Raw genomic sequence first — 12,323 nt, 5'->3', positions numbered from 1 at the left:
CGGCCCGGCTCCGCTCCGCCGCAGGGACGAACCTGGGTGACCACGATCAGCGGAGCGCGTCGCGCAGCGCCGTGTCGAGCGTATCGAGCACCAGACGCACGCGCGGCACATTGCGCAGCTCCCGGTGGTACGCGAGAAAGACGGGCACCGACGGCAGCTCCGCGTCGACCTCGAGCCGCACGAGCCCCGGCGTCGAGCGCACCGCGGGCTCGGACAGGACCGCGATCCCTTGCCCCTGCAGCGCCGCCTCGAGGAGCGCAAAATGCGAGTTCGACCGCAGGACGAAGCGCTTCGCCCCGTGGGCCACGAGCCACGTCGTCTTCGGCGCTGGCCCCGGCGTCCCTTCGTAGCCGACGAAATCGTGGCGCGCGAAATCGGCCGTCCTCAGCCGCCCGCCCCGGAGCCGCCGCTCGATGTAGCTCGGCGCGGCGTAGAGCCCGAACGGGACCCGCCCGACCGGGCGATGGACGACCGCGGGCGACGACGATTTGCTCGAGCGCATCGCGATGTCCGCCTCGCGCCGCGCGAGGTCGACGACCCGCGCCTCCGAGAGGATCTCCAGCTGGAGCCCCGGATACAGCCGCCGGAGCCCACAGAGGAGCTGCGTCACGGGCCGCACGACCGCGTCGGCCAGCGACACGCGCACGGTCCCGGAGAACGCCTCCTCCCCTCCGTCACGACGGATCGCGCGCAGCCCGCTCTCGATCCGCTCGGCGAGCGCCACGAGCTCGAGCGCGTCGGGCTCGACGGACGTCCCCCCGTTGCTCCGGTGCACCAGCGGCCGCCCGAGCGCCGCTTCCAGCGCGTCGATGCGCCGCGCGACCGTGGAGGTCGAGACCCCGAGCGCCTTGCCCGCGGCGAGGAAGCTGCGATGGCGGTGCAGCGCGAGGAGCACGCGGAGATCGTCCCAGGGCGGAGAGCCTGCGCTTTGCATTCCTGGAAAACGACTTACCACCGATGCCCGTTGTCGACCATCGCGCCGGAGACCATCGTCCAGGCATGAATGCTTTCGATTTCAAGGGCAAGACGGTGCTCGTCACGGGCGCCTCCATGGGCATCGGCGAGGCGTTCGCCCGCGAGCTGTCGCGGCGCGGGGCGACCCTGGTCCTCACCGCTCGCAGCGAAGCGAAGCTGGCCGCGCTCGCCGCAGAGCTCGGCGAGGCGCACGTCTTCGCCGCGGATCTCGCCGCGCCAGGCGCCGCGCAGCGCCTCTTCGACGCCGTCACCGCGAAGGGGCTCGAGGTCGACGTCCTCGTCAACAACGCCGGTTTCGGCGTCTATGGCGCCTTCGGGGACCTCTCCCTGGCGACGCAGCGCGAGCAGGTCTATCTGAACGTCGGCGCGCTCGTCGAGCTCACGCACCTCTTCATGCCCATGCTCGAGCGGCGCCAGGGGGGCGTCATCCAGGTGGCCTCGATGGCGGCCTTCCAGCCGATTCCGTACTTCACGGTCTACGCGGCGACGAAGGCGTTCGTCCTCTCCTTCGGCGAGGCGCTCTGGGCCGAGTACCGCCCGCGCGGCGTGCGCGTCCTCACCCTGTGCCCCGGCGCGACGGAGACGCCGTTCTTCCAGCGCGCCGGCGAGGTCCCGTTTGCCAGCAGGAGGGCGCGGCCGGAGGACGTGGTGCGCCTCGGGCTCGCGGCCTTCGTGGCCGGCCGCGCGACGGTCGTCCACGGCGCCGCGAACAGGATCACCGCGTTTCTCTCCCGCTTCCTCGACCGGGAGCTCCTCGTGAAGGCGATGGCGCGCCTGGGGAAGCCAGCGGCGCCCGAGCTCCCCGGCGCCGCCGGTCGTGCGGCTTGATCGGGTCCGCGCCCCAGGGAACGGGCGAGCGCGGGCCGATCACCCGGCGCAAGGACATGAGATGTGGAGGATGTGGTGGAGGAGAGGGCGGCGGGCGGTTACCGGCATCCGTGCAGGATCTGCAGCAGCGCCTTCCCGTGGAGCGCGCGGCGCGGGGCGATCGCCGGGGGGCGATCGGAGCCGAGCAGCCGCGACCGGAGCGACCTCGACCGGGTCGCGTCGCGCGGCGAGCTCTGCCACGGCGCCTTGCTCGCGCTCGCGGGGTGCGCGAGCGCGTAGCGCAGGAGCTCGTGCGTCCACGGCTCGAACATCGCGAACACCTCGTCCGCGAGCGCCTTGTACCGCGCGCGCGTCTCCGGATCGAGCGTGATGCGCGCGAGCTCCGCGTGATCGGCGTTCACCGCGTGGCCCGACTCGCGCTCGAAGTGGAAGTTGCCGCAGTAGCGGAGCTGCGTCCCGAGGCGCCTCTCCAGCACCTCCGCCAGGGGGAGGATCGCCCCGAAGAGGACGTTGCCAGTCTCCTCGATGGCCTCGATGATGACGAGCCGCTCGAGGCCCGTCGTGCCCTTGATGAGCGCGGTGAGCCGCGCGGTCAGGATCCTGTTCTGTATCGTCTCCTCCCCCCAAAGGAAGCGCATCCACTCCGTGCCCCGCGCCTCCACGTTGTAGCCGAGCTTCTCCAGATCCTCCAGGTACCAAGGCCAGTGGTGGTCGTCCTCGCGCGAGTGCTCGTTGACCATCTCCTGGTAGACGTCCGCTGCGCCCTCCTCCCGCAGCACGAACTTGTTCAGGTCACCGAAGCTCAAGATGAAGTGAGCCATGCACGGATAGAACGCGAGCCGCTCACGCGGATCGAGCTGCTCGTCACGCATCCGCTCGAACAGGGGTAGACGAGCGTATGCCTGCTTCTTCTCGAAAATGTGCCGCAAGACCTGCCGCATAAGCGATCTCCTTTCGGCTGATTGTGTTGGTCGGTGCGATCCCTCTGTTTGTGAAGCCAAGCGTCGTGCGTGCCCCCTGAGGCCCCAAGACGATGGCGCGCCGAAATGGATGCTGTCGGATCTCACCTGGGGTGAAATCCTGCTACGAACCCCCTCCACTACACTCCGAGCTTGATTTCCGAAAATTCACGTCAAACCACCTCAGACGTCATGCAACGTTGGGGGGTGCTTCCACTCGGTAAGGGCACTCTAGCGCAAGTCGGGCGTGAGCTGAATCCGGTATCTTCAGGAAAATCCATACCGACGTGGGGGACGGCGCCCAGGTAGACGAAGTAGCGTCGATGTGCGACATCGTCGCTCGACGTCCGGCCTCGGTTGATGACTCGTCCCGAAGCGCGCCCGAGAGCGCCCATCGACTCACCGCCGAACGTGGGAGTGGGCCCATGTCGCACACCCATATTTCGAGCATGCTTCTGGCGGGTCCCACTCGCTCGCACCTGAGCGATATCGAGCCGGGTGGACGGGCCGGCGACGTCGGTCGCGAGCGCGTGATCAAACAGCTTGAAGAGGGACAGCCGGCGCATGTAACTTGCCGAGTTGTGCCGTGAAAAACCAATTCGACTCAGTCGTGGTGATGGAACCTGAGAGCCGCGCGCTCCCGAAGGGCGCCCCCGTGCGAGACGAGGTCGTGCGGCTGGTCCGTGAGAAGCGCTACGAGGAAGCGCTGGCGGTGCTGTACCAGGCGCGCTCGGAGTCCCCCGGCGATCGCGAGTTGCAGGCGAGCATCGAGCGGATCAAGGAGTTCCTGGCCGGCGCCTACGCCAAGCGGCTCGGCGGCCTCGACAAGGTGGCGGGGCCCATCCCGATGTCCGCGGGTCGCTCGCCCGACGCGCTGCTGGTGGCGCGGTACGTCGATGGCTCGTCGACGTTCGACGACATCGCGCAGATGTGCCCGCTCGGGCGGCTCCGCACGCTGCAGGTGCTGGTCGGGCTCTACACGGGGAGAGAGGTCGCGTCGCCGTTCAGCGAGAGGACCTCGCCGACCGTCGGCGAGAGGACCTCGCCGAGCGTCAGCGAGAGGACCTCGCCGAGCGTCAGCGAGAGGACCTCGCCGAGCGTCAGCGAGAGGACCTCGCCGGCCATCAGCGAGATGACGCCGATGCCCGTGCGGCGGGCGTTCGACACGATGCCCGAGGCCGGCGCGGACATGGCGCCGCCGACCATGCCGGCGCGCGGGGTGCAGCGGCGACCGCAGGAGCCTCCCCCCGACAGCAAGCCCTTCACGCTCCCGGTGGCCGAGAGCGCGGAGGATCGGCGCTACCGCGAGGCGTTCGCCCGCGGCACCGCCGCGTTCGTGCAGCGCCGCTACGCCGAGGCGATCGAGGCCTTCGAGGCCTGCGCGCGCATGCGCCCGGGCGACGCGGGGGCGTCGGTCATGCTGCGCCGGGCGCAGCGCGAGCGCGACCTCGGAGGCTGATGGGGATGCCCATCGTCGTGGTCGCCGATCCCGATCTGCGCGAGCGCATGCGGTGCATCCGCGTCATCGCCGGGCAGGCGCCGGTGAGCGCCCTCGGCGCGGCCACCTGGGAGGAGCTCGAGCAGGCCCTCGACGGCGCGCCGCACGCGGAGCTCATCATCTACGCGCCGGCGCTCCCGGGCGAGCCGGAGGACGCCGTCGCGCGGCTCCTCCGCCGCACGGCGCGGCTGGTGCTCGCCGTGAACGACGGCGACGAGGTCCCGGACGCGGCGAGCACCACGCGCGTCGCGTGGCCCATCGCCGAGGAGACGCTCGTCCTCATGGCGCACGCCGCGGGCGCGCAGTCGGCGCCGCTCGGGATGAACTTCGTGCCCGTCGACTTCTTGCAGATGATCTGCATGTCCGGCGACTCGCACGTCCTCGTGGTCAGCAACGACAGCGCCGACGTCGGCCTGATCGAGGTGCGGCGCGGCCAGGTGTGGACGGCGTTCGACGGGCTCGGCGTGGGCGAGGCGGCGTTCGCCCGGCTCATCCGCCCGGAGATGCGGGTGCGCGTCACCCCGGCCGTGGGCTCGACGAAGGAGCGCACCATCTTCAAGGATCTCTCGGAGCTCCTGCTCGACTCGCTGCGCCGCATCGACGAGGGCAGCGTGGAGGCGCCGCCGCCGATCTCCTCGCGGCGCATCGAGATCGCGATCTCCTCGCCGGAGCAGATCGCGTCCCGCATCAAGCAGCTCAACGCCGACGCGCGGCGCCTCTTGATGGAGCGCAGCTACAGCGAGGCGGCCCGCGTCCTCACCGACCTCTCCGCGCTCGATCCCGCCTCCAGCCTCGTGCGCGCCAACCTGGAACAGCTACGCAAGCTCGGATACCCAAGATGACCCGATCCATCGCATTCGCCAGCCTGAAGGGCGGAGTGGGAAAGACCACCGTGGCGCTCAACTGCGCCTTCGCCTTCGCGCGCCGGGGCGCGCGGACCCTCCTCGTCGACACGGATCCGCAGGGCGCCATCGGCATGTCGCTCGACGGCGTCGGCGACCGCGCCGGCCTGGCCGCGAACCTCGCGCGCGGCGGCCCGCCGCTCGAGGGCCTGGTGAAGACCCGGCTCCCGGAGCTCTGCCTCCTGCCCATGGGCGTCGTCGACGCGCTCGACGAGGATCGCTTCGCCGTGGTCGCGCGCGACGCCAACATCCTGGGGCGCATCCTGGAGCACAGCCAGCGCGACTTCGACCTGGTCCTCTTCGACACGCCGGCCGGGCTCGGCGGGATGTCGCGCCTCGCGCTGGAAGAGGTGGACAGCGTCATCGCCGTGGCGCAGTGCGAGCCGCTCGCGCTCCGGGCCCTGCCCCGGCTGCTCGAGCTCCTGGCGAAGCTCCGCGAGATCGGCTCCGCCTGCGCCCTGCTCGGCGTGGTCGGCACCATGAGCTCGTTCCGCGACCCGGTCCTCTTGGCCTCGCTGGAGGAGCTGTGGTCCCTCTACCGCGATCAGGTCTTCGACACCGCGATCCCGCGCGACGGCACGTTCCTCCAGGCGAGCCGCGCGGGCGTGCCGCTCGGCCTGCTCAGCCGGCGCCCGCCGGCGGTCGCCGCGGTGTTCGACAAGCTGGTGGCCGAGATCGAGGAGCGCCTCGGCCCGGCGGAAGGAGGAGGGGACAATGACGGTCCGATCCGTCTCGTGGACTGACGCGCAGCGGGTGTCGTCGCTGCTCGAGCGGGTGGGCGCGCCGCGGTCGCGCGAGCCCGCGGCGCTCGTGCGCGCCATGGGAGACGCGCGCGCCGGCGCGCCCGGGAGGGCGGCGCCCGCGCCGGCGAAGGCCGCGCCTCCGGCGCCGAAGGAGGTGCCGCGCCTCGTGCAGACCTCCGACAACCCGTCCGACCGGCTCGACGCGCTCGTCGCCTGGACGCTCGCCCATCACGCGTGCGCGGGCGCCTTCGTCGCCGACGACAACGGCCTCACGCTGGCGGCGCACGGCATCTCCGAGGCGCACGTGTCCCTCGTGGGCCCGCTGCTGTCGGCGCTGGTCGGCGTCCGCACCGTCCCCGGCGTCGACGCCACCGCGGGCGCGCTCTGGCTGGGCGCGCAGATGATGTCCTGGGTCGAGGCGCGCACGGCGCGCGGGGGCTTCTGCCTCGGGACGGTGGGCGACGAGGCACTCTCCACGCGGGCGTTCGAGCAGCTCAAGGAGGCGCTCGAGACGACCGTGCGCGGGCTGTAATCTATCCGGATGGTTCAACGCGGGCGCGCGCGCCCAGGAGCGACCGAAGCACGATGATCGACACCAAAGTCCTCGAGGCCGCAGTCCATGATCTCCGCAACATCCTCCGCGACGGCTTGCTGGCCACCGACATCTGGGACCGCACGGCGGGCCTGTCGCTCGCCGGCTTCAACCAGCAGCCGGTGGCGGTGGCCCTCTTCACGCGCATCACCGAGGAGCTGGACAGCTCGCTCCGTGACTCGAGCTTCCCGCCGCTCGGGCGGTATTACCTGCTCGACATGGCGGGCAACCACACCGTCGTGGTAGTCAACCACGGGAACCTGCTCCAGGGCATCCTGGTGGACAACAAGCGGGCGAACCTGGGGATCCTCATCTCCGTGGCCATCCCCCGGATGCTCGACACCGTCGCCCAGGCGATCGAGCGCTGAGCAGCTCGGCCCTCCCGGCCCGGTCCGGCGCGCTACTCGCGGTGCCACGCGACGATCGCGTTCGCCAGGGAGCCCAGCACGCCCACGGCGTAGACCACCCTGGCGTGCTCGGGCGAGGCCGCCGCGATCACCGCGCTCGCCGCGCACAGCGCGGCCGATAGCCAGCTCGCCTTCGGCAGGCCCGGCGCGGCGGTGGCGTGGACCGTCGCGAAGAGGAGCAGGTCGGTCGCGAGCGCGCGCTCCAGCGGCTCGTCCGTGATCACGGCGAGCCCCCGGTGCAGGAGCATCGCGCCGCACAGCACCTTCACCACGTGGCCGATCCGCCGGTTCACCGCGTTCTTCGAGAGCGGGCGGCGGAAGATCCAGAGCAGCGAGAGCGCCGAGGACGCCGTGACGCAGCCCATCCCGAGCAGGTGCGCGGGGCGGGCCACGTGGACGAAGCGGCCCAGCGCGAGGGTCGCCATCGCGACGGCGACGGCGACGATCGCGAGGCCGAACCGGATGCGCTCTCGCCTGGAGACGGTGAGGTCGAGATCGGAGCTCCTCGCGAGCTGGTCGGCGAGGGCGTCCAGCAGGTCGTCGAGCCTCGGCCACCGCTCCTCGGGGCGGGCGCGGAGCCCCCGCGCGAGCGCGCCCCGGACCCACGACGGCACCTTCGAGCCGGGCGGCGCCGGGCTCAGGAGATCTCGCCGCGCGCGGTCGAGCCGCGCGTGGAGGTCGCCGCCCTCGAAGGGCAGCTCGCCGTAGAGCGCCTCGTACATCGTGGCGCAGTAGCTCCACTGATCGCTCTCCGCCGTCGCCGGCGCCCCGCTGGCCTGCTCCGGAGCCATGTAGGCCGGCGTCCCCATGAACGCGCTCCCGGCCGTGAGGGGCGCGCGGAGCGGGTCGGTCCCCGCGACACCGACGCCCGGGCCGCCGGAGGGCAGGGAGACCTCCTCGAGTCCTGGGCGCGCGATGCCGAAATCGGCGATGCGCGCCCGGCCGTCCTTGCCGATCAGGATGTTGTCCGGCTTGACATCGCGGTGGACCAGCCCCTCCCGGTGCGCCGCCGCGAGGCCGCGGCCCGCCTGGATCCCCGCGGCGAGCACGGCCTCCCACGCGCGAGGCCGCTCGCCGCAGAGGTCGCGGAGCGTGCGGCCGTCGACGAACTCCATCGCGACGAACACGCCCTCGCCGTGCTCGCCGATCTCGTAGATGGGGACGACGTTCGGGTGCGAGAGCCTGGCCATCACCTGCGCCTCGCGCACGAGGCGGGCCCGGCCTTCGGGATCGACCCTCCCGGGCGCGATGAGCTTCAGGGCGACGCGGCGGTCGAGCTCCGCGTCGTACGCCGCGTAGACGATGCCCATGCCGCCCTGGCCCACCCGGGAGAGCACCGTGAACCGCCCGATGCGCGCGCCGGGGCTCAGCGCCTCGTCGCGCGCGGAGAGCGCGACGGCGGCGCCCTCCAGGAACCCGCCCGGCTGCGCGCCGTCGCACTGGACGAGGCTCCACACCTCCCGGAAGAGGTCCGGGCGACCCGCGCACCGGGCCTCGAGGAACGCCCGGCGGAGGTCGTCGCGCTGATCGAGCGCGGCCTCGAAGAGCGCCTCGACCTCGCCCGGATCAGGGCGGGGGCTCATCTCCGCCGCGCAGCGCCCGGTAGAGCCACGCCCTGGCGAACCGCCACTCACGCTCGACCGTGCGCGCCGTCACGCCGAAGATCTCGGCGATCTCGGCCTCGGTCAGGCCGGCGAAATAGCGCAGCATCACGATCTCGGCCTTGCGCGGGTGCTCCCGGCTCATGGCGCGGAGGGCCTCGTCGAGGGCGATCAGGTCCTCGAACGGGAGATCGATGGCGATGGGCAGCGCCTCGATGGCCTCCGCCGGCGCGCGCTCCTGATCGCCGCCCCGCTTGAGGGAGGCCTTGTGCCGCGCATGATCGACGAGCAGATCGCGCATGGCCCGGGACGCGGCGCCGAAGAAATGGGCGCGGCTCTCGAACCGAGGCTCCCCCTCCCGGAAGAGCTTCACGTAAGCCTCGTGGACCAGGGCGGTGGGGCCGAGCGTCTGCCCGGCGCGGAGGTGGCGGACCCGGGCCAGGGCGATGGCCTTGAGCTCGGCGTAGACGGCGTGAAGGAGCGCGTCCGTGGCGTCCTTCTGGCCGCCCTGCGCCGCGTGGAGGAGCACCGTGATCCCCTCGCCGGCGCCCGGCCGGGGTGCGCGTCGATCGCTCGCGGTCATGGATGCTCCTCGCTCGGGCCCGAGCCTACACCAATCCGCCGGCCTGGCGAACGCGAGCGTGCGCTATGTCCCCCCGAGGCGCCGCGTTGCCGCCCGCGCGCGGCGCGGCGTCGTCAAAGGCGCGGTCCGGGCTGGCGACGCGAGCCGCCTGTCTCGCCCGGGAGCCGCCTATCTCGCCCGGACGAGCGGCGTGTCCACGAGGTGCTCGGACAGGAACCACACCTGCATCTCGTTGACGCGCACGATCCCGCTGACGAGCAGGTCGTTCGTCCCCTCGTCCCCGCACTCGGACGCCTTGCTGGCCGCCTCGCGCGCCTCGATCAGGATCTGCTCGTGCGCCTCCAGCAGCCGCGAGAGCTGCACCGGGACCTCCTCGCGCCCTCGCGGGGGCCGCTCGATCCGCGTCATCTCCGCGACGTCGTGCGGCATCGCGATCGCGACCCCGCCGAGCGTCTGCACCCGCTCGGCCAGGTCGTCGACGAGCTTGGCCTGCTCCGCGTAATGTTTGTCGAGCAGCTCGTGCAGCGAATAGAAGGTCGCGCCCGACACCTGCCAGTGGTGCTTCTTGTACATGTCGCGCAGGGCCAGCGTGTCGCACAGGATCTGGTTGAGCGCCTCGACGCTCGCCGCGCGCACGTCGTCGCTCAGGCCGAGCGGGTAGCGCGTGAGCGCGCCGTACGGCTGAATCTCCTCGCCGCGCTGGCGCAGGATCGGCCGGGACTCGGGCGGGCTCCCGCCGTCGCCGGCCGGCTGCTGCCCGATCGGCTGCTTCTTCTGGGCCTCGATCGTCGTCTTCTGGGCCTCGGTCATCGTCGCCATGTCACACCTCCCCGTCAGACCTCCATCGCGTTCGACGCGCGCGATCGCAATCCCTCCCGCAGGGGCAGGCGCTCGCCCGCGACCCGGCGCCGAGGCGCGCGGAGCTCGGCCTGCGCGTCGCGAGGACGCCCGGCGCCGTCCGCCGGCCGGGCTCGTCCACCGCGACCCGAAGCCGGGCGACCTGCGGGCTCGAGGGCGGCGCGCTCGCTCGGTCGCGGAGCGCGCGGACGGCGACGCGTCTTCCTGGAGAAGCTCGGTCTGGCCAGGCTGCCCGGCCACGACGAGCGGGACGGAGAAGAGGGCGGCATTCCAGCGCTACTCGGCGCCCTGCGGGTCCACGCAGTTTTGTCGCGCTCGCCAGGAGTCATCCCAAGTAAGCTGAGCGCTCCCTTCCAACCTCGTGACCGAACACAGAGAGGCAGCGCCATGATGCGGTCGTCCGTTGTCCTGATCCCCCTCGCGACCCTCGCCTTCGCGATCTCGTGCAGCAGCGAGAGCGACAAGCCACCTCCAAGGCAGGGAACCCAGATCTCGAGCACCGGTGTCACGACGGGTGGAGGATCCGACGGCGGCGGCGGACACGGCGGCCTCGGCGGACAGGGCGGCTCCGGTGGACAGGGCGGTGTCGATGGGCAGGGCGGCGGCGGACACGGCGGCCTCGGCGGACAGGGCGGCTCCGGCGGGCAGGGCGGTGTCAATGGGCAGGGCGGCGGCGGATACGGCGGCCTCGGCGGACAGGGCGGCTCCGGCGGACAGGACGGCGGCCCGAGTGGACCGGGAGGCGCCGGCGGACAGGGAGGCGTCGATGGGCAGGGCGGCGGCGATACCACGCCGACCTGTACCAACGGCGTGAAGGACGGCGACGAGACGGCTGTCGATTGCGGCGGCACCTGCGCGCCCTGCCGTGACGGAAGCGCGTGCTCGGTGCCCGGAGACTGCCTCTCACGGCGATGCGAGGAGGGCGGCGGCGGCAACGGCGGCGCCGGCGGCAGCGGCAGCGGCGGCAGCGGTGGCCATGGCGGTAGCGGCGGCGGCGCCGTGTGCGTGGCGGCGGACTGCGCGAACGGCGTGAAGGACGGCGACGAGACCGGCGTCGACTGCGGCGGCGGCGCCGCGCCGCGCGGCGACAACCCGGCGTGCCCGCCTTGCGCCGACCTCCAGGCGTGCACGGTGGGGTCGGATTGCGCGTCGCTGAGCTGCGTGGGCGGCATATGCCTGTCGCCGAGCTGCAGCGACGGCGTGAAGAACGGGACCGAGACCGACATCGACTGCGGTGGGCTCTGCGCCGGTTGCCCGCCCGCCGCGGCCTGTGTCAGGTCGACCGATTGCCGCGAGCTGGTCTGCGCCAACCAGGTCTGCTTGCCGCCGAGCTGCAGCGACGGCGTGAAGAACGGGACCGAGACCGACATCGACTGCGGCGGGGCGGCGTGCGGCGCCCGGTGCCCTGCGGGGCAGCGGTGCAGCACCAGAGACGACTGCACGACGTCGATCTGCAGCGGCAGCGGCGCGAATCGCACCTGCGCGTGCCCCGAGTCGATGGTGATCGTGCCCGTGGCAGGCGGCGGGAGCTACTGCATCGATCAGTACGAGGTGACGAAGGCGGAGTACAACAGCTTCTACCAGGCGAACCCCCCGGTGATCGCCGGGTTGCCGCCCGCGTGCGCCGGCAACATCTTCCGGCCCTCGGGCGGGTGGCCCTTCACCGACGGGAGGGAGCCCGTCACCTACGTCGACTGGTGCGACGCCTTCTCGTACTGCAGCTACAAGCTCAAGCACCTCTGCGGCAAGATCGGGGGCGGCGCGATCTCGCCCGAAGCCTTCGACGATCCCACGCAGAGCGAGTGGTTCAACGCGTGCTCCGGTCAGGGCGTGAGCGACTACCCGTACGGCGACGAGCACGACGAGAGCAAGTGCGTGGATAACCCGGAGGAGCTCATCTCCAGGAAGCCCGGGCCGCCCAACCCGAGCCCGCCCGTCCCGACGTGCGAGGGGGGCGTGACGGGCCTGTACAACATGAGCGGCAACGTGGCCGAGTGGGAGAACTCGTGTGACGAGCAGGGCAACTGCCATATCCGCGGCGGCTCGATCAGCTCCGGCGCGGACCATGCCCTCTGCGGCGTCAAGCCGCCGGAGAAGCCGGAAGACCCGAACGAGAAGCCGCCCACCTGGCCGCGGCGCGACAGCAGCAGCCCTCACATCGGCTTCCGCTGCTGCCTTTGAGCACCTGAGCTCCGCGCATCCAGGCGCACAGCGCGCCGGGGGACCACCCCGGCCGCGCTGCCTGCGACGGCTCCCCGACGCCGCGTCCCCCCGGGCTCGTCCCCGGCGCCGCGTCGAGCCGGCGGGCTCCGGGAGAGGGGGCGCGCCGCGGCAGCCGGCCCCACGGCGGGCCCTCTCCGCACGGCACGCCGCCCCT

12 protein-coding genes are annotated in these 12,323 nt (G+C 72.2%); 7 read left to right on the top strand and 5 right to left on the bottom strand.

Annotated features, from left to right (window positions below):
- Nucleotides 1-46 precede the first annotated feature (46 nt).
- On the bottom strand, nt 47-934 hold the full coding sequence (locus WMF31_RS08635; RefSeq protein WP_436601478.1) for a LysR family transcriptional regulator: 888 nt from the start codon (nt 932-934) through the stop codon (nt 47-49).
- A gap of 65 nt (nt 935-999) precedes the next feature.
- Here WMF31_RS08635 and WMF31_RS08630 point away from each other — a divergent pair, with 65 nt between their 5' ends.
- A complete protein-coding gene (locus WMF31_RS08630; protein ID WP_436601477.1) occupies nt 1,000-1,803 on the top strand; it encodes an SDR family NAD(P)-dependent oxidoreductase in 804 nt (267 codons plus the stop codon).
- A gap of 98 nt (nt 1,804-1,901) precedes the next feature.
- On the opposite strand, the gene WMF31_RS08625 is transcribed toward WMF31_RS08630, so the two are convergent.
- Nucleotides 1,902-2,744: a hypothetical protein gene (locus WMF31_RS08625; protein ID WP_436601476.1), complete on the bottom strand. Its 843-nt coding sequence runs from the start codon at nt 2,742-2,744 to the stop codon at nt 1,902-1,904.
- A 634-nt stretch (nt 2,745-3,378) separates the two neighbouring features.
- Between WMF31_RS08625 and WMF31_RS08620 the strand changes: the two genes are divergently transcribed.
- Genes WMF31_RS08620 through WMF31_RS08600 form a run of 5 tightly spaced genes read left to right on the top strand, consistent with a single transcriptional unit; the run spans nt 3,379 to nt 6,865 of the window.
- Complete coding sequence (locus WMF31_RS08620; RefSeq protein ID WP_436601475.1) at nt 3,379-4,221, top strand: tetratricopeptide repeat protein; 843 nt, start codon at nt 3,379-3,381, stop codon at nt 4,219-4,221.
- Between the two features lie 5 nt (nt 4,222-4,226).
- Nucleotides 4,227-5,102, top strand: coding sequence for a DUF4388 domain-containing protein (locus WMF31_RS08615; protein WP_436601474.1), 876 nt, complete (start codon nt 4,227-4,229; stop codon nt 5,100-5,102).
- Complete coding sequence (locus WMF31_RS08610; RefSeq protein WP_436601473.1) at nt 5,099-5,905, top strand: ParA family protein; 807 nt, start codon at nt 5,099-5,101, stop codon at nt 5,903-5,905. Before WMF31_RS08615 ends, WMF31_RS08610 begins: the two co-directional genes overlap by 4 nt.
- Complete coding sequence (locus tag WMF31_RS08605) at nt 5,877-6,437, top strand: hypothetical protein (protein ID WP_436601472.1); 561 nt, start codon at nt 5,877-5,879, stop codon at nt 6,435-6,437. Before WMF31_RS08610 ends, WMF31_RS08605 begins: the two co-directional genes overlap by 29 nt.
- A gap of 53 nt (nt 6,438-6,490) precedes the next feature.
- The gene (locus tag WMF31_RS08600) at nt 6,491-6,865 is read left to right on the top strand and encodes a hypothetical protein (protein WP_129351990.1); all 375 of its coding nucleotides are present in this window, start codon (nt 6,491-6,493) and stop codon (nt 6,863-6,865) included.
- A 32-nt stretch (nt 6,866-6,897) separates the two neighbouring features.
- Here WMF31_RS08600 and WMF31_RS08595 read toward each other — a convergent pair whose 3' ends face one another.
- The 3 genes from WMF31_RS08595 to WMF31_RS08585 form a co-directional block, all read right to left on the bottom strand.
- Nucleotides 6,898-8,487: a serine/threonine-protein kinase gene (locus tag WMF31_RS08595; RefSeq protein ID WP_436601471.1), complete on the bottom strand. Its 1,590-nt coding sequence runs from the start codon at nt 8,485-8,487 to the stop codon at nt 6,898-6,900.
- Nucleotides 8,471-9,088 (bottom strand): ECF-type sigma factor, encoded by a 618-nt coding sequence (locus WMF31_RS08590; RefSeq protein ID WP_436601470.1) that lies wholly within the window; start codon nt 9,086-9,088, stop codon nt 8,471-8,473. Before WMF31_RS08590 ends, WMF31_RS08595 begins: the two co-directional genes overlap by 17 nt.
- A gap of 168 nt (nt 9,089-9,256) precedes the next feature.
- Nucleotides 9,257-9,907, bottom strand: a complete 651-nt coding sequence (locus WMF31_RS08585) for a Dps family protein (RefSeq protein ID WP_436601469.1) — start codon at nt 9,905-9,907, stop codon at nt 9,257-9,259.
- 426 nt (nt 9,908-10,333) lie between these two features.
- Here WMF31_RS08585 and WMF31_RS08580 point away from each other — a divergent pair, with 426 nt between their 5' ends.
- Complete coding sequence (locus WMF31_RS08580; RefSeq protein ID WP_436601468.1) at nt 10,334-12,127, top strand: formylglycine-generating enzyme family protein; 1,794 nt, start codon at nt 10,334-10,336, stop codon at nt 12,125-12,127.
- The last annotated feature ends 196 nt before the right edge of the window (nt 12,128-12,323 follow it).

The sequence above is a fragment of the Sorangium sp. So ce1036 genome, assembly GCF_051369805.1.
Taxonomy (GTDB): domain Bacteria; phylum Myxococcota_A; class Polyangia; order Polyangiales; family Polyangiaceae; genus Sorangium; species Sorangium cellulosum_F.
This window is presented reverse-complemented; position numbering and strand designations above follow the sequence as displayed.